This window comes from Chryseobacterium sp. X308 (assembly GCF_020733145.1).
Classification (GTDB): Bacteria; Bacteroidota; Bacteroidia; order Flavobacteriales; family Weeksellaceae; genus Chryseobacterium; species Chryseobacterium cupriresistens.
In genome coordinates this window covers 126,950-145,183 of the sequence record NZ_JAJFZH010000008.1, presented here as the reverse complement: position 1 = coordinate 145,183, position 18,234 = coordinate 126,950, and the positions used below count along the sequence as shown (strand labels likewise).

Here is an 18,234-nt window from a genome sequence, read left to right as displayed (position 1 = left end):
ATATCAGAGCGTGTTTCTTTATTGAGAAGTTAATATGTTGTAAGTTATTTTATTCTTCAATGGCGATGTCAATGACTTCCTCCATTCTGTTGACGTAGTGTACTCTCAGATTTTTCAGATAATCTTTTTTGATTTCCTCCACATCTTTTCTGTTGGCCTCACAAAGAATAACATCTTTGATTCCTGCTCTTGTTGCTGCAAGAAGCTTTTCTTTAATTCCTCCTACAGGTAATACTTTCCCTCTTAAGGTAATTTCTCCTGTCATAGCAAGGTGAGGTTTTACTTTCTTGTTTTTAAACGAAGAAACCATTGAGGTTAGCATGGCAATACCGGCAGATGGCCCGTCTTTAGGTGTTGCTCCTTCAGGAACGTGTACGTGAATGTTTTTCTTTTCAATATCTTCCTGAGGAATGCCAAGCTCGTCATGTTTCGCTTTAATATATTCCAGGGCTATAGTAGCTGATTCTTTCATTACCGTTCCCAGATTTCCGGTCATCGTTAATGCTCCTTTGCCATTGCTTAAAATACTTTCAATATAAAGGATATCTCCTCCTACACTTGTCCAGGCAAGACCTGTTACAACACCGGGAACTCCGGTGATCTCAGATAAACTTTTCGGTCTTGGAACCCCAAGAATTTCATCTACTTTTTCTACTGAGATTTTTGGATCATACTCCTTTAACAAAGCAGTCTGTAGTGCTACCCATCTTCCAATGGCTGCAATTCTTTTTTCCAGGGTTCTCACTCCGCTTTCTGAAGTGTGAGCCTCTATAATATGTTTAAGTTCTGCATTTCCAAGTTTGAATGATTTTGCATCCAGACCATTTTCCTCCTGTTGTTTCCTGATCAAATGTCTTTTGGCAATCTCAATCTTTTCCTCCAAAGTATAGCCGGCAATCTGAATGATCTCCGTTCTGTCTAAAAGAGGTGTCTGTATGGTTGAAAGTGAGTTGGCAGTTGCAATGAACATCACTTTTGAAAGGTCATAACCCATCTCCAGGAAATTGTCATAGAAAGATTTATTTTGCTCTGGATCAAGAACTTCTAAGAGTGCCGAGCTTGGGTCTCCATGAAGCCCCTGTCCGATTTTATCAATCTCATCAAGAACAATTACCGGATTTGAAGTACCTGATTTTTTGATAGACTGTAAAATTCTTCCCGCCATAGCACCGATATACGTTTTTCTATGTCCACGGATTTCACTCTCGTCATGAAGTCCTCCCAATGACAATCTTACATATTTTCTTCCTAAAGCATCTGCAATAGATTTTCCTAAAGAAGTTTTACCCACACCCGGAGGCCCTACCAATAGCAGGATAGGAGATTTCATGTTGTTTTTTAATTTTAAAACAGCCATGTGCTCCAGGATTCTTTTCTTGATATCTTCCAGTCCGAAGTGTGCTTTGTCAAGTACTTTTTCAGCTTTTGCAATATCAAAGATATCTTTTGTATAGGTTTCCCAAGGCAGATCTGTAAAGAAATCCAGGTAGTTTCTCTGTACATTATAGTCCGGGGAATTGGGATTCTGACGTTGAAGTCTGCTGATTTCCTTTTGGAAGTGGTCTTCTACTTCCTGGCTCCATTTTTTTGTTTTAGCCTTGGCAATAAGATCTTCAACATCACTTTCAGGTCCGCCGCCCAGTTCCTCTTGGATGGTTCTGATCTGTTGATTCAGAAAATATTCTCTCTGTTGCTTATCTAAATCTTTTGAAGTTTTCTGATGAATCTGGTTTCTCAGTTCTAGTTTTCTGAAATCCTCATGCATCAGCTCGTAGCACTGGTTGGCTCTTGTCATAAGACTTTTCTCTTCAAGCAGCTTTTGTTTTGCAATCGAAGAGAAATTAGCATTGGTGCAGATGAAATTCAGAAGATCATCATTATTGTTAATGTTTTTGATCGCAAAGTTGGCGGCATTAGGAATATTAGGATCCAGTTCAATGATCTTTAAGGCAAGATCCTTGATGTTTTCCAGCAATGCTTCATATTCTTCACGGTCTTTAGGCTGGGTGTCTTTTAATTTTGATATTTCAGCTTTAAAATAAGGCCGTGTATCAATGATTTTTTTAATCTTAAATCTGTGAAATCCTTTGGTAATAGCTGTAATATTGCCTTCGGGAAGCTTAATAATCTTAATAATCTTTGCCAGAGTTCCGGTAGTATATATATCTTTTTCGGATGGTTGTTCCAGATCCGAATTTTTCTGGCTTACAATTCCAATAAAATCTCCGTTTTTCTGTGCCTCCTCAAGAAGCTGTATAGAGGTCTTTCTCCCTGCTGTAATAGGAATTACCACGTTGGGGAACATTACCATATTTCTTACAGGAAGTATAGGGAATATTTTCTGTTCGGAATTTTTATCAGTCTCTGCGAAGTCGGAAAGATTGATTTCTTCAGTTACGATATCAAATCCGTCACTGATCATTTCTTCTAAACTTATATCTTCAAATTCTGTCATAGTCAATCGAATGACAAATTGTCATTTTCGTTTTTTATCGTTAAAGGAATTTTTTATAATATACTCTGAAAACGTGTGGTATATTATAATATTCTAAAAATGCACAATACTTATGCCATTTGTTTTTTACTTAAAAATACGGTCAAAATTTCCTTTTTTAGATAATCTTTGCATTAAAAATCAAAATAAAGCAGTTCTGTTTCTGTAATTTCTTAAAAATGTGTATTTTCGCAAACTGATAAAAAACTATAATTTATAAAATGGCAATTTTAGGACAGATTAGGAGTAAGCCTTGGCTTTTAATGGGAGTAATAGCCTTAGCGCTTTTGGCGTTCCTGGTGAACCCCGATAGTATCGACAAGGTTTTTGGTAAGAATCCTGATGTTTTAGGAAAAGTAAACGGTGAGAAAATCACCCGCGAAGAGTTCAATGATCAGCTTTTCGTGCTGCAGCAGCAGGCTGAACAGCAAGGTCGTCCGAAAAACGGTCTTGAAGAGCAGGCTTGGCAGTTACTTGTACAATCTAAACTTATCAAACAGCAGTTTGAGAAACTGGGCTTTGAAATGACTGATGATTATTTCTGGAATCAAATCCAGTACGATCAGATGTTTGCTCAGAATCAGCAGTTCTTTGATGAGAAAGGTAACTTTAAAACTCAAGAGCTTAAAAAAGAAATTGAAACATTACAAAACACCAATCCTCAGGGATATACTCAATGGTTGAAAACAAGAAAGACAATCGAGTACAGACTAATGGCGAGACAGGTGTTTACCAATATTTCAGCAGGGATTACTACAGGTAAGAAAGAAGCTGAAGAATTGATGAAGCAGAGAGATCAGCTTGCAGATATCGACTTTGTAAAAGTAGATTACGCAGCTTATCTTCAAAAAACAAAGATCAATGTTACTACACAGGATCTTGCTGATTACATCAAGAAGCACCCTGTAATGTTCAAAGCTGAGCCAAGCAGAAATCTCGGTATTGTATTTTTCCCATCTAAACCTAGTGCGGCAGATGATGCAGCAGCTCTGAAAGAAATTACAAAATTATATTCAGGAGGTACAGATGCTAGTGGAGGAACTGAAAACTTCCAGAATACTAAAAACGATTCTATGTTTGTAGCAGCAAATTCTGATGCGCCATTCAACCCTCAGTATCTGAATCCAGCTCAATTGCCTCCGACAATCAAAGATCAGATCACAACAGCAGCTGTAGGTCAGACTTTTGGTCCTTATAAAGAACAAGATGTATATGTAGTATCTAAATTGGTAGGTAAAAGACCTTCAGATTCTACTTTATCAAGACATATCCTTATTGCATTCAAAGGAAGCCCTGCAGGTGAAGGGGTAACAAGAACCAAAGAGCAGGCTAAGAAATTGGCAGACTCTATCGGGGCTATTGTAAAAGCGACTCCTGCTAAATTTACAGAATTCCTTAAGCTTTCAAGTGATCCGAATTCTGCAGCACAGGGAGGTAGCCTTGGATGGACAACACCAGAGACACCTTTCGTTCCTGAATTTCTTACTTATCTTGCAAACAATCCTAAAGGAGCTACAGGGGTAGTAGAAACACAATTCGGTTACCATATCATCAATATTGAAGATAAAAAATCAGGATCAATGGGGTATAAAGTTGCTAACCTTGTGAAAGCAATCAAACCTTCAGATGCTACTGAGGCTGAAACAGACAAAAACTCAAGAAAATTCATACAGCAGGTTCAGGGGAAATCTTTCAACGATTTTGTGAACATTGCTAAAAAAGGAAACTACCAATTCTCCAATCCAAAAGCAGCAAAAAGATTTGAAGGTCAGCTTCAGGGCTTAGGTACTGAAAAAGATGCTGATATCCTTACCTGGGCTTTTGATAAGAAAAGAGAAAAAGGAGATACTGAATTATTTACAGTAGACGGAACCGGTGATAAAATTGTAGTATATCTGAACGGAAAACAGGAAGCTGGTCTTGCAGATCCTGAATCTGTAAGAGATCAGATCGAAGTTATCGTTAAGAATAAATTGGCAGCAAAACAAATTTCTGATAAAATTGCAGCAGCAAAAGCTTCCAGCTTAGATCAGATTGCTAAATTGTTTGCCGCTCCGAAACAATCTGCTCAGGTGAATCTATTGAATCCTTCAGTAGCAGGTGCTATGGAACCTAAAGTTGCCGGTGCTGCATTCGGTGTTGCAAAAGGTAAACTTTCCAACCCGGTTGAAGGGGGAACAGGAGTTTATGTTCTGATCAAAAAATCAGAAACTGTAAACAAACAGCCTGGAGATCTTAAGCAGTTTACAGAATCCCTTACGCAGAGAAATGCTGGAATGTTCGGACAGGCCTGGATGAAGAGCCTTCAGGACAATGCAGATATCGAAGATTACAGAATCGAGATCTGGAACAAGCTGGGAAATCAGCAACAATAAAAAAATCATTTCAATGATATAAAAAGCGACAAATTTTTTTGTCGCTTTTTTTGTATTTAACGCAGAATAATAAAGGAAAAGATTTATTTAAAATGTATTATATTTGCTTATTAGAAAAAAATTAGCAAGTGAAGTTCAGTAAAGAATTAAAAGCTGGTGTGATTGCACTTCTAGCTATCGTAGGCTTTGTGGTGTTGTTTCAGTTTATGAAAGGGAAAAGCCTTTTTACTACCGACAATATATTTTACGCAAAATATGACAATGTAGAAGGTCTGGCGCAGTCTGCGGCAGTGTCTATTAATGGTCTGAAAGTCGGGCAGGTAGATAAGATTATTCCTATCACCTCAAAAGATGGAAAAATTAATTTTGTCGTAAAAGTTACCGTCGACAATAAATTCGAATTTTCAAAAAACTCATCATTGGAGATCTTTGAGCCGGGATTAATGTCTGGTAAAGAAATGAGAGTAAACCTTATGTATGGTGGGCCGACTGCAAAAGATGGTGACACTTTAAAAGGTGCTTTCAAGCTGGGAACGCTGGGAAGTCTTTCTTCGCAGGTAGGTCCGGTAAAAGATCAGCTACAGGTGGTTTTACATAGAGTAGACTCTTTAATGGCGAATGCCAATCAGGTTTTTGATGCTCAGAACAGAGCTGAAATAAAAGCTTTATTAGCCAACCTTAACAAAACAGTAGGAGCATTACAATCCACAGCAGGAAGTGTAAATACGCTTGTAGGACACAATGATCCAAAATTGCAAAAAGTGCTGGATGATGCAAGCCTTACTATGCAAAGCGGAAAAGTTACATTGGATAAATACGGACATCTTGCAGAAAGTATCGACACTAAACAGTTGAATGCTACCATTGCAAGTTTAGATGCTACAGTAGGAAAATTGAATCAGGTGATTGGAGGGATTGATAAAGGAGAAGGAAGTTTAGGTAAACTGATGAAGGACGATCAACTGTACAACAACCTGAATTCAGCTTCTTCCAATCTGAATACATTAATCGAAGATATGAAAGCGAATCCGAAAAGATATATCAATTTCTCGGTTTTCGGTAAAAATAACAAAGACTAATACGCCTTATGCAGTACATCGATAACATTATTTTCCTGATTTTATTAGTAGCCGGGTTCGGGCTGTTTGCCAAAAGCCTGCAGAAGATCTACAGAAATATCAGGCTGGGTCGTGAAATCAATAGAAGTGACAGAAAATCTGAACGCTGGAGTATCATGGCCAATGTGGCTATGGGACAGAGTAAGATGGTAAAACGTCCTATCGCAGGAATTTTACACATTTTTGTCTATGTTGGTTTTATCATCATTAATATAGAACTCATTGAAATAATTGTTGATGGACTGTTTGGTACTCACCGTTTTCTGGCCTCGGTTCTGGGACACGGATTCTACAGCTTCTTTACAGCTACATTAGAAGTGCTTGCACTTCTGGTTGTAATAGGTGTGGTTATATTTTTCATCAGAAGAAACTTTTACGGGGTTAAAAGATTAACAATGAAGGAGCTTTTCGGATGGCCGAAAGAAGATGCCAACTGGATTCTTATCATCGAATTTGCCCTGATGATGGCTTTCTTTAAAATGAATGCTTCAGATTTTATTTTGCAGTCAAGAGGAGTTTTACCAGTACATGGAAGTTTCCCGATCAGTGAAATGACATTGGTTCCGTTTTTGGAAGTCTTCAATTTTGATAACGGATTTTTGATGTTCACAGAGAAAGCAGCCTGGTGGTTCCACTTTTTAGGGATTCTTTTCTTTATGAATTATCTTTATTATTCAAAGCATTTACATATTATCCTTGCGTTTCCAAGTACATGGTATGCAAATCTTGAGAAAAAAGGAAAATTCAACAACCTTGAATCTGTAACAAAGGAGATCAAACTAATGATGGATCCTAATGCAGATCCTTACGCAGCACCAGCTGAAGGAGCTGAAGCTGATGTACCTTCCAAATTTGGGGCAGAAGATATTTTTGATCTGAACCAGGTACAATTACTGAATGCTTATTCATGTACAGAATGCGGACGTTGTACTTCAGTTTGCCCGGCTAATATTACCGGTAAAAAACTTTCTCCGAGATTGATCCTGATGAAGACCAGAGACCGATTGGAAGAAGTAGGAAGAAACATCGATAAAAACGGAAAATTCGTAGATGACGGTAAAAAGTTGTTGAACGATTATATTACAAAAGAAGAACTTTGGGCCTGTACTACTTGTAATGCATGTACAGAAGCCTGTCCGGTATTGCTTGACCCGCTTTCCATTATTTTTGAAATGAGAAGATTCCTGGTTATGGAACAGTCTGCTGCTCCACAGGAACTGAACCTGATGATGACGAACGTGGAAAACAACGCTGCTCCATGGCAGTACAATCAGGCAGACCGTCTGAACTGGGCATCGGAAAACTAAATAATTAATCAATTTGAAAGTTTGAAAATTGATGCCCGTTGATATCATTTTCAAATTCTCAAATTCTCACATTTTCAAATTGAAAAAGAAATGGATTTCAATATAAAAACAATGGCAGAATATGCTGCCGAAGGAAAAGCCCCTGAAGTTTTATTTTGGGTTGGATGTGCGGGAAGTTTTGATGACCGTGCCAAAAAAATTACAAAAGCATTCTGCAAGATATTAAACAAAATAGGTGTTGAATTTGCCGTTCTGGGACAGGAAGAAAGCTGTACCGGAGATCCTGCAAAAAGAGCCGGAAACGAATTCGTTTTCCAGATGATGGCGCTTACCAATATTGAAGTGTTGAATGCTTACGAAGTAAAGAAAATCGTAACGGCTTGCCCACACTGTTTCAATACCCTGAAGAATGAATATCCTAGCCTGGGAGGGCACTTTGAAGTAGTTCACCATACTCAGTTCCTTAAAACTTTAATGGAGGAAGGAAGACTGAAAATTGAAGGAGGTGCATTCAGAGGGAAAAAAATTACTTTCCATGATCCATGTTATTTAGGACGTGCCAATGACGAATATGAAGCGCCAAGAATGCTTCTGGAGAAACTGGACGCTGAGCTTGTAGAAATGAAACGCTGCAAGACCAACGGACTTTGCTGTGGAGCAGGTGGTGCACAGATGTTTAAAGAGCCTGAAAAAGGAAATAAAGACATCAATATTGAAAGAACGGAAGAAGCATTATCTTTTGAACCTAAAGTAATTGCAACGGGATGTCCTTTCTGTAACACCATGATGACGGATGGAGTAAAACACTTTAATAAAAATACCGAGGTAGCCGTAAAAGATATCGTAGAACTTCTTGCTGAAGCAGAAGACTTATAATTGTAATCTTATACAGGCTTATGAAGCGGGAATGGAGACTCTCCTTTTTGTTTATCATTTCGGTACTTGCTCTTCTTACATTCTGGAATTATCAGAACAGAGTATATGACTGGGATATGCCGGGTTATATGGGATGTATGTACACTTCCGAGTTCCCGGATTCTCCTGATAAAGTCCGAATTCTTACGTATGAGGAAATAAAAAAAGAGGCGCCCGCAGAACACTATACAGACATCATCGGAATAAAGCAATGGGATATTCCAAGGCAGTATTTCGTTAAAAATACACAATCTTTTACAGAACAATTACCCTATTTTCAGATCAAAGTAGGGTATATTCTTGTGATAACTCTTTTTTATAAGCTAGGGTTTACAGCGCCAATGGCAGTCCTGTTTACCAGTCTCATTTCTTATTTTTTTTCAGGGTTATTATTGTTTTATATTTTAAAACTCCTTTTCCCGGAGAAGTATTGGCTTGCTATCATATTAACCATTGCTGCAATGCTTTTGCCGCCAATGACCTATATGTCGAGGGTTTCCACACCGGATATGTTTATTTTCCAGTTTATGCTGATCTTTATGATTGGCTTAATCAAAAAATGGAATACATGGGGAATGTTTGCGCTATTATTTGGTATTACATTTATACGGCCGGACTATATTACATTTACCCTGACTTATATTATCGCTGTTTTCTTTTTCCGTTATTTTCAGGAAAAGAAAATTGATGTTTCTTTTCTTGTGCAGGGAGCAGTTCTTCTGGTCATGTATCTGGCCATCATTAAGTTTTATCATTATCCGGGATGGAAAGATCTTTTTTATGATACCTTTATCGATAGAAGGCCTATTATTTCTACACACCCGATTGACGTGAGCTTAATGGACTATCTGAGTATTATTTACATCAAAATCATTTATTTTAAAAAAGTCACTTTATCACTGGCTATTATGATCGGAGTGATCTTCTGGCGCTCTAAAGATGTATGGGTGAGAATGATTTCAGTTCTTTTCCTGGTGAATGTTTATATCAAATTCTTTTTCTTTCCGCAGTCGGCAGCTTTAAGGTTCTTCTTTCCTTTTATCTTTCCGGTTTTCATTATGATGCTGTATGTACTGAGTAAAAAATACAATGATCTTAAACTCGGGAAAATTGCGTAATTTTGTCTTTACAATGATAGGAGCATTCAATGGTAAGTAAAAATAAAGATTGACTGTTTAATATCTTGAAAAATAAATATTTACATTATGAAAATCGAAGAATCTAATATTGTAGAAACCAACGACTACAGAGTCATTATATACCCGGCTTCAAGACCATTTGAAACAAAAGAAGCAAAGGCCATTACCGAGAAACTATTTGATTTCCTTGCAACATGGGCCGCTCATGGAAAACCGCTTTCTTCTTCTTTTAAAATTGAAAAGAATCAGTTTATCATCGTATGTGTGGATGAAGAAAAAGAAATGGCTTCAGGATGCAGCATTGATGCATTAGGAAAGGTAATGAGAGAAATTGACGAAGAATATCAGCTAGGCCTTTTCGACAGGATGAAAGCAAGTTTTGTGGAGAACGGTGAAGTAAAAACTTTAAAATTAATTGATTTTAAAACAAAGTTGAGAAACGGAGAACTTGCAGAAGATATCCAGGTTTTTGACTTCTCTAAAAATACGTATCTGGACTTTTTAAGCCACTTCCTTCTTCCTTTGGAAAAGAGCTGGGCGGCCTCTATAAAATAATCGCTGTTAAGCTGATACAAAAGAATAATCAAAAAGTGGAAAATATATTTCCACTTTTTTGTTTTAATGTATATTTGTACAGATTCGAGCAGTGACTAATGCCTAAAGTACTTTTTTTAACGACTTCCCACAGCTATAATGATGACCGCATTTTTTATCATCAGGCGAAAGCTCTTAGAGATAATGGGTATGAAGTAAAAATATGCAGTTTATACGCAGGCTATAAAGGTTTTATCGATGGGATACAAATAGAATCTTTTGCCGTTCTTGAAGAAAGTATAGAAACAAAAATGGAAACTTTCAGTAAAGTTTGTGATACTTTTCATCCGGATTGTATCATTTGCTCTGAACCATTGGCTGTTGTGGCAGTAAAGAAGTTTGTAAAAGAACACAGGATAAGCTGTATCTATGACGTTACAGAATGGTATCCTTCCATGTCAATGCTTCAAAATTATCGCTTTCCTGTTAAAATTTTTCAGGGCATAAAGTTTACTCTTATTCAGCTGTATGCAGGGTTTTTAAGTACGCATTTTATTTTTGGAGAAACCACCAAAAAATTCCCTTTGGCCTATTTTTTTGGATTTAAAAAACAAATGATTCTGCCTTATTATCCGGCTTCTGTTTATATTAATGAAAGTATAAAAGAACTCACTCCGGGAAGCATCACGTTATGTTACACGGGTCAGATTTCCAAAGATAAGGGAATTGAAAATTTCTTTAAAGCCGTAGACCTTCTCCGTCAAAAAGTTCCTGCACTCCATATCAGGATTCTGATTATTGGTTCGGTACAGGAAAGTGATGAATTCTACTTTTCATCATTATTGAAGAGCTATTCTTTTGATGATATTGAGATCAGAAAACCAACAAGTTTTGAAACATTTACAGAAGCATTTGCAGAGGCTGACCTTTGTTTTGATCTTCGGGAAATTAATTTTGAAAACAATCATTCGCTGCCGATAAAACTGTTTTATTTTATGGGAGCAGGAAAACCTGTGATTTATTCAGATTTGAAAGGGATAAGGGAGCATATGGGAGAGCTTTCGTTTGGAAGCCTTGTTGATCCTCATCATGCTGAAGCAATATCGGATATTATCGTCAATTATATCAGGAATCCGGAGCTGTATCGATCCCATACTCTCAATGCACGAAAAGAATTTACGGAAAATTATAACTGGGAACTTATAAAAGATAACTTCGTTGATTTTGTAAAAAAATCTATGGATCAATAACCACCATGCAGCTTACTATCATTAAAACCTTTGTCTCACGTTTTCTTATTCTGATCCTCAGTTTCGGACTGGTGATCTATTCTACGAATATGTGGGGAAGTGAGGGAAAGGGAACCATTTCTATTGTGGTGGCCAATGCAGCAGCAGTAAGTTTTTTCAGCAATATCTTTTCCGGAAGCAGTGCTTCATATTTTGCATCAAGGTTTAAAATAGAAAAGGTATTATTGTATGCCTATCTGTGGTCTCTCCTGACAGGTCTTTTAATCCCGTTTTTATTCAGTATTGCTTCTATTCAGGGGGAATATCTGCTGTACCTTATCGGAATTTCCGTTTTTTCTTCACTTTTGTCTACTAATATCAGCTTGTTTATTGGAACACAGGATATTAAAAGGTTCAATATGTATACTGTTTTGCAGCAGCTTGTACATATTGTATTTATTGGAATATTGGTTTATCTGTTCGGAAAGAAAGATGTTTCCGTATACTTTCTCGCCCAGATTATATGTCTTGCACTTCTTTTTCTTACCAGCTTTTTCCAGATCATTAAAAAATGCAATATATCCCAGATATCATTCTGTAAAGAGGTAGGCAGGAATATGTTTGAATATGGGTGGAAGACCCAGCTGAGTGCTTTTGTTCAGTTCTTGAATTACAGGCTTTCATTTTATTTTTTAGAATATTTTGAAGGTTTAGCGAGTGTAGGGATATTTTCCATTGGGGTTACTTTTTCAGAAGCGATATGGACCATTACCCGCAGTATTGCTGTGATTTTATACTCAGATGTAGTCAATAGTAAAAGCAGGGAAGAATCTATAGGGAAAACCAAAGAATCTTTAAAACTGACTTTTTTTCTGATGATAGGTTTTGTACTGGGGATCATGATCATACCCTCTCAGGTTTACGAGTTGATTTTCGGAAAAGAATTCAAAGATACCAAGGAAATAATGCTGCTTTTATCTCCTGGAATTTTTGCCATTGCTGTCAGTGATATGGTTGGGCATTACTTTTCGGGAATGAGAGATTTAAAAATTCTCAATATAAAATCTATTGTAGGATTGATCGTTACAGTCGGATTTTCTTTATTTGCAATACCAAAATGGGGAATTATAGGCGCTTGTGTTGCTACTACATCGTCCTATTTTGTTTCAGCTTTCCTGTTGTTCAGGAAATTTTATAGTTCTACTCCGTTTATTTTGAAAGACTATATGGTTTCAAAACGGGAAATACAGCTTTTAAAAAAGAAATTTTTAAAGAAATAATTACTGCCGGCACACCCATAAAATAAAGTCATTTTCCTATTTTTACAAAACTATTACCTCTTTATTATGTGCGGAATCAGCGGCTACTATTCATTTCATAAAAGTATTTCCTCTACAAATATTCTGGAAATGAATCAGGAGATCAGACACCGCGGGCCGGATGATGAAGGATTCTGGCTTTATAATGCCAACGAAGGAATTTCTTTTTCAGGGAATGATTCTACGCAAAAAATCAAAGAACAGTTTCCGGTTTTAAAACAGGAAAACTCAGTTATTGCTTTAGGTTTCCGCAGATTATCCATTATTGATCTGTCTGAAAAAGGCCATCAGCCTATGCTCTCAGAAAATCAACAGATCATTATTACCTTTAACGGAGAGATTTATAATTTTAAAAAATTAAGAACAGAACTTGAGTCTTTGGGACATTCTTTTCACAGCAGTTCTGATACTGAAGTTATTCTCACAGCTTATCAGGAATGGGGAAATTTTGCCTTCGCAAAATTAGATGGCATGTTTGCCATCTGTATTGTTGATCTTATCTTGCAAAAACTTATCCTGGCAAGAGACAGGGTAGGAATGAAACCGCTTTTTTACCATCAGAGCGAACGGGGGTTGGTTTGGGCATCAGAAATAAAATCATTGCTGAAGAATAAGCTGGTAGATCCTGAAATCAACTGGGACGGAGTGTATACCAATTTTCTTTTTCAGACAACATTGGCTCCGCAAACCTGTTTTCAAAATATTTTATCCCTTGAACCAGCTTCCATCATGACTGTTGATTTGAACAATCAGAACATCACCAAAGAAAAATTCTGGGAGCTGCCTTCGTCGTCTCAAAAAAATATTTCTGAGGAAGAAGCTGTGAGAACAATAGATGAACTGCTTTCTGAAAGTATTTCAGAACAGTTATATGCAGATGTTCCTGTAGCAGTAATGATGAGCGGAGGAATTGATTCTACTTTAATTGCTTCAAAATCAAAATCTTTTAATACCAATCTTAATACATACACCATATCTTATCCGTTTTCTGAAGAAGAGGTGAAAAATGCATCTATAGCAGCTAAACATTTTGGCGTTTCGCATGCGGTGAAAGAAGTGAGTGACGAAGAAGCACTGGAAGACCTTAAAGAAAATATCCAGCACTTTGAAGAACCTTACAGCAGTTTTGAAGTCTTAATCAATGCTGCAAAATATGCACATGCTCAGAATTTTAAAGTCGTATTAAGCGGAAATGGCGCTGATGAACTTTTTGCCGGTTATTCTCATACCCTAAAACTCAACAGATGGCTTCTGATGAGGAATTTCAATTTTGTAAATCCTTTTATTTTTACAAAAGACAAGTTTTCACAGCGGGTAAAAAACTACTTTTCCCAGGATGATATGTTTGATTTTTTCAGACAGAGCCAGATCAGTATGAGGCCGCTGGAAATTAAAAGCCTTATAAACCCGGATATTTATAGTAAAATAGATTTACATCTTTCAAAATACCACCTTTCAGAAGCAAAAAACTATGTGGGGTATTTTGAATATGATATGAAATATTCACTGTCCTCCCACCATGTTTTCCGCGACGATCTGAGTGCCATGAAATACAGTGTAGAGTTTCGTTATCCCTATTTAAGCAACAGTTTAATAGATTATGTAGCAGCACTTCCTGGAAGCATCAGATTTAATGGAACTGAGAATAAACCTTTACTACGTAAAACAGCAGAGAAATATCTTCCTCAGGAAGTTCTGAATATGCCTAAAAAAGGATTTTCATTTCCTGTTAATTATTTCATTAAAAACGAAAAAAGAGTAAGAGATTTTATTACTGAAAATCTTGAAAGTTTAAAAAAGAGAAACTTCTTTAATGCTGCGGTGATTGATGATTGGTGGAATCACCAGGAACATGAGTATGACTGGGTAAAAATCTGGCAGCTGGTTACTTTTGAGTTGTGGTATCAGAAATATTTTGAAAAATAAAGAAGGAGCCTAAAGATTAATATTTTACCTTTGTATTTATGATGAAATATTTTTGGTGTATACTTGTAGCGGTTTTTGCACTGATCAGTTGTAAAAGTGATGATGATTCTTTGCAGAGAATAGATCAGTTAATGAATATCTATGTCAGGAACAGTGCTGGTCAGGATTTGCTGAACAGTAAGAAAACAGGATCTTTTACAGGGTATTCTGTGAATGATATTTTTGGGACTAAAGATATTGCTCCGATAAATATTTCATTGAAAATGACTACAGATTCATTGTTTTATATGGAATATCTGGCAGGAGCTAAAAGAAGGAGACTGGATTCCATCAGCCCTGATAATCCCGGAACAGGAACCTCCTATTATTCCCGAATGAAGATTACGTATACAAAAAGCACAAATGCAAGCGATAATGTGATTGATACTTTGGAAATTCAGTATCGCAATACCCCAACGGTATTTCAGGTTTCAAAAGTTTTGTATAACAGAGTTCCGGTATTTTCAAAAGAGGCCAATGCACCAACTTCGATAAATACCGTCACGATCACAAAATAATTTTTAAATTTGTACAACAGTTAGCTGATTATAAGCTAATATCTAATATTTAACATCTAAATAAAATGTTACAAGTCAATTTTTTGCGCGACAACAAAGAACGCGTTTTAGAAGGTCTTAAGAAAAGACAATTCAAAAATCTTGAGTTGGTAGACGAGGCTATCGCTGCCGATGACGAAAGAAAAAGAATCCAGTTTGAACTAGATTCCCAGCTTTCCGAAATCAACAAAATTTCGAAAGAAATTGGTCTTTTGATGAAAGAAGGAAAAAAAGAAGAAGCGGAATCTGCAAAGTCTAAAACAGCACAATACAAAGAGTCGAGCTCAGAATTGAAATCCCAGTTAGAAGGTAAAGAAAACGACTTACTGAATATTCTGTATCAGCTTCCCAACATTCCAAATGAATTGGTAAAGAGTGGTGCTTCTGCGGATGATAACGAAATCATTTTCCAGTCTCATCCGGTAGAAGGTCTTGGTGAAGGAGCAATCCCTCACTGGGAACTGGCAAAAAAATACAACCTTATCGACTTTGAATTAGGAGTAAAAATTGCCGGAGCCGGTTTTCCTGTTTATTTAGGTAAAGGAGCAAGATTACAGAGAGCTTTGGTTCAGTATTTCTTAGATAAAAATGTGGAAAAAGGATATACAGAAGTGAACCCTCCTCACGTTGTGAATGAGGCATCCGGTTTTGGAACCGGACAGCTGCCGGATAAAGAAGGACAGATGTACTATATTAATGAAGATAAATTATATTTGATCCCTACCGCAGAAGTTCCTGTAACAAACCTTTACCGTGATGTATTACTGGATGAAAAAGATCTTCCAATTAAAAATACGGCATTCTCTCAGTGCTACAGAAGAGAAGCGGGAAGCTACGGAGCTCATGTAAGAGGTCTGAACCGTCTTCACCAGTTTGAAAAAGTAGAGATTGTAAGAATTGAGAAACCAGAAAATTCTTATGCTGTGCTGGAAGAAATGGTAGAACACATCAAAGAAATTCTTACAGATCTTGAACTTCCGTTCAGAGTTTTAAGGCTTTGCGGTGGTGATACAGGTTTTGCATCTGCCATGACTTATGACTTTGAAGTTTGGAGTGCCGCTCAGGAAATGTGGCTGGAAGTAAGCTCAGTGTCTAACTTTGAAACATTCCAGGCCAACAGATTGAAATGCCGTTACAAAGGAGATGGTAAATCTCAGCTGGTTCATACTCTGAACGGATCTGCAATGGCATTACCAAGAATTATGGCTGCATTGCTGGAGAATAACCAGACACCGGAAGGAATCAAGCTTCCTAAGAAGGTTGCGGAATATGCAAGGTTTGATGTGATCAACTAAATTAATCTATTTTTAGTAACAATAAAAGACCACCATAATCCGGTGGTCTTTGTTTTATTCAGTAACGATGATAATCTTTTTATCAGCGTTTTTGAGTTTTGCATCATTATCATAAATAGCTTTCAGATCATATTCTATTCTTATGGAATGATCATCAATCTGCTTCACCCAGTCATGCTTTCCTGAAATTGACTTTATTTTATTTTCAAACTTTAATGTAGTTCCTATATTTTTGAAAAACATGACCATCATACCTGCTACTTTCTCAGCTTCTTCCTTTGAGCTTTTGGTTTTGATAGCTTCTTCAATACTTTTAAGATTAAAATTATCTGTATTAATCGTTAAAGTCTTTCCGTCCCAATTATTGTAAATATTTTGATCCAGAGGAATTTTTTCAGTTTTCGTGAAGTTTTTCAGAGCCTGATAATCTTCCGCAGTAAAATGCTCCATTTTGAAAGAAAATCCAGCCAGCTTCTGATCTTCCTTTGTTGATTTCATGAAGACCTTTTTCATAATCCGAATCGAATCCGGATTTTCGGTTTTCAATTTTCCTTCCTGTTTGGCAAGGTCATACATACTTGTCCAGGCAGTCGGAAGCTTATCCATTTCTCCGAATTCTTTCTGCTTTAAGGAATCCGGTGTCATTGCCATCATTTCCGACATAAATTCTTTTGTATCGATATCGGTAACAGAAGTAGAAGCGGCATCCTTATGATATACAATTTCAGAATTCACACTGCAGGATTGTAATGTAAAAAGACTTATCAGAAATAAGATGATGGTTTTCTTCATGGTAGATTTAAATACAAATTAATGGCAGTTAACTGCTCCGTTCGGATCTTTCATAATCGTCATGGCTTCTGCTTTCGGAGAAACATATGGAATTCCCAGTTCAAGACCTCTCAGAATGAATAATCCTCCCAAAATAATCATAATCACCGGAACTGCTTTTAAAACTTTTACTCTGAAGGCCTGATTCATGAGATTTCCAGCCAGAACAATGGCAAACATGAACGGAAGGGTTCCCAATCCAAATAAAGCCATATATAAAGCTCCCTGCCATATTCCTCCTCCTGCGAGGCTGGCGGTAAGTGCCATGTAAACCATTCCGCACGGTAAAAAACCATTAAGAAGCCCTGTAGAGAATCTTGAACGGTAATCTGCTTTCTGCAGAAGTTTTCCCAGATTCATTTTTACGCTGTACAGAAATTTGGACAGAAAAGGAATTTTTGAAGCAAAATCTTTTCCACCAAAAGAAAATACAGCCATAATGATCAGAAGAACCCCGGCAGTAATGGTAAGATATTTCTGGAAGCCTGCCATTTCAAATCCCTGCCCGATAATCCCCAGAAGAGCACCTAATAATGAGTAGGTGAAAATTCTTCCGAATTGGTAGGTAAGGTTTTGAAGATAGAAATTGGCAGCCTGTTTTTTGGTTAATCCCATCGATAAAGCAATAGGTCCGCACATTCCGATACAGTGAAAACCGGAAGCAAAGCCTAAAGCAATAGCCGATACAATAAGTCCTATTTCCATATCACATCATAATCCATTCGGTAGTCTGTTTTATCTTTTGTCCAGCTTAATCTTAACGTATAGTTTCCTACTTTCAATACCTGTGCAGGAATGGTGAAAGACTGGCTGGCATCAAGCTGTACAGATTTTTTGATATCTAAATTCTGGTCGTCGGTTCTGTTTAAAACAAATTTTACCGTAGTATTAGAATTATTATATTCTTTTGGAAAAGTGATTGTAATGCCCTTGGTATCCTGGCTGTATACAGGTTTTTCCTGCAGGTCATCTGCTTTTTTCTTAGCGTCAATCACATCCTGATACTTCAATTCTTCTTCGTAATAATTATCGGTTACCATTTCAGAATTCTTCTGTCCGTTCGGGAAAAGAAACATCATGGATAATATAAAAACTATAAATGCTAATAATGCAATTACAACACCGTGTCCCCAACTAAAGTTCTTCATTCTTTTCT

General features: G+C 37.0%; 15 protein-coding genes. 11 read left to right on the top strand and 4 right to left on the bottom strand.

Going from position 1 to position 18,234, the window contains the following annotated elements; all coding sequences use genetic code 11:
• Positions 1 to 49 precede the first annotated feature (49 nt).
• Positions 50 to 2,455, bottom strand: a complete 2,406-nt coding sequence (lon, locus tag LIV57_RS11310) for an endopeptidase La (protein ID WP_227942658.1) — start codon at positions 2,453 to 2,455, stop codon at positions 50 to 52.
• 260 nt (positions 2,456 to 2,715) lie between these two features.
• Here lon and LIV57_RS11305 point away from each other — a divergent pair, with 260 nt between their 5' ends.
• The 11 genes from LIV57_RS11305 to serS all read left to right on the top strand — a co-directional run bounded on the left by LIV57_RS11305 (position 2,716) and on the right by serS (position 16,247).
• A complete protein-coding gene (locus LIV57_RS11305; RefSeq protein WP_227942657.1) occupies positions 2,716 to 4,869 on the top strand; it encodes a SurA N-terminal domain-containing protein in 2,154 nt (717 codons plus the stop codon).
• Between the two features lie 128 nt (positions 4,870 to 4,997).
• Complete coding sequence (locus LIV57_RS11300) at positions 4,998 to 5,948, top strand: MlaD family protein (RefSeq protein WP_062676024.1); 951 nt, start codon at positions 4,998 to 5,000, stop codon at positions 5,946 to 5,948.
• Positions 5,949 to 5,956: 8 nt separating this feature from the next.
• A complete protein-coding gene (locus LIV57_RS11295) occupies positions 5,957 to 7,294 on the top strand; it encodes a (Fe-S)-binding protein (RefSeq protein WP_227942656.1) in 1,338 nt (445 codons plus the stop codon).
• Between the two features lie 90 nt (positions 7,295 to 7,384).
• Positions 7,385 to 8,170 carry a (Fe-S)-binding protein gene (locus tag LIV57_RS11290; RefSeq protein WP_047428861.1) on the top strand — a complete coding sequence of 262 codons (786 nt, stop codon included), beginning with the start codon at positions 7,385 to 7,387 and terminating at the stop codon, positions 8,168 to 8,170.
• A 20-nt stretch (positions 8,171 to 8,190) separates the two neighbouring features.
• Entirely contained in the window at positions 8,191 to 9,327 is a 1,137-nt protein-coding gene (locus LIV57_RS11285) for a hypothetical protein (protein WP_227942655.1), read from the top strand.
• Positions 9,328 to 9,414: 87 nt separating this feature from the next.
• Positions 9,415 to 9,903, top strand: coding sequence for a hypothetical protein (locus LIV57_RS11280; RefSeq protein ID WP_034692627.1), 489 nt, complete (start codon positions 9,415 to 9,417; stop codon positions 9,901 to 9,903).
• A gap of 98 nt (positions 9,904 to 10,001) precedes the next feature.
• Complete coding sequence (locus LIV57_RS11275) at positions 10,002 to 11,132, top strand: glycosyltransferase (protein WP_227942654.1); 1,131 nt, start codon at positions 10,002 to 10,004, stop codon at positions 11,130 to 11,132.
• Positions 11,133 to 11,137: 5 nt separating this feature from the next.
• Positions 11,138 to 12,391, top strand: coding sequence for a polysaccharide biosynthesis C-terminal domain-containing protein (locus tag LIV57_RS11270; protein ID WP_227942653.1), 1,254 nt, complete (start codon positions 11,138 to 11,140; stop codon positions 12,389 to 12,391).
• A gap of 66 nt (positions 12,392 to 12,457) precedes the next feature.
• On the top strand, positions 12,458 to 14,356 hold the full coding sequence (gene asnB, locus LIV57_RS11265) for an asparagine synthase (glutamine-hydrolyzing) (protein WP_227942652.1): 1,899 nt from the start codon (positions 12,458 to 12,460) through the stop codon (positions 14,354 to 14,356).
• Between the two features lie 38 nt (positions 14,357 to 14,394).
• Positions 14,395 to 14,913, top strand: a complete 519-nt coding sequence (locus LIV57_RS11260; RefSeq protein ID WP_227942651.1) for a hypothetical protein — start codon at positions 14,395 to 14,397, stop codon at positions 14,911 to 14,913.
• Between the two features lie 65 nt (positions 14,914 to 14,978).
• On the top strand, positions 14,979 to 16,247 hold the full coding sequence (gene serS / locus LIV57_RS11255; RefSeq protein ID WP_202839992.1) for a serine--tRNA ligase: 1,269 nt from the start codon (positions 14,979 to 14,981) through the stop codon (positions 16,245 to 16,247).
• A 54-nt stretch (positions 16,248 to 16,301) separates the two neighbouring features.
• On the opposite strand, the gene LIV57_RS11250 is transcribed toward serS, so the two are convergent.
• Genes LIV57_RS11250 through LIV57_RS11240 form a run of 3 tightly spaced genes read right to left on the bottom strand, consistent with a single transcriptional unit; the run spans position 16,302 to position 18,226 of the window.
• Complete coding sequence (locus LIV57_RS11250) at positions 16,302 to 17,039, bottom strand: hypothetical protein (protein ID WP_227942650.1); 738 nt, start codon at positions 17,037 to 17,039, stop codon at positions 16,302 to 16,304.
• Between the two features lie 18 nt (positions 17,040 to 17,057).
• Complete coding sequence (locus LIV57_RS11245) at positions 17,058 to 17,783, bottom strand: sulfite exporter TauE/SafE family protein (RefSeq protein WP_227942649.1); 726 nt, start codon at positions 17,781 to 17,783, stop codon at positions 17,058 to 17,060.
• Positions 17,774 to 18,226, bottom strand: a complete 453-nt coding sequence (locus tag LIV57_RS11240; protein ID WP_227942648.1) for a FixH family protein — start codon at positions 18,224 to 18,226, stop codon at positions 17,774 to 17,776. Before LIV57_RS11240 ends, LIV57_RS11245 begins: the two co-directional genes overlap by 10 nt.
• Between the last annotated feature and the right edge of the window lie 8 nt (positions 18,227 to 18,234).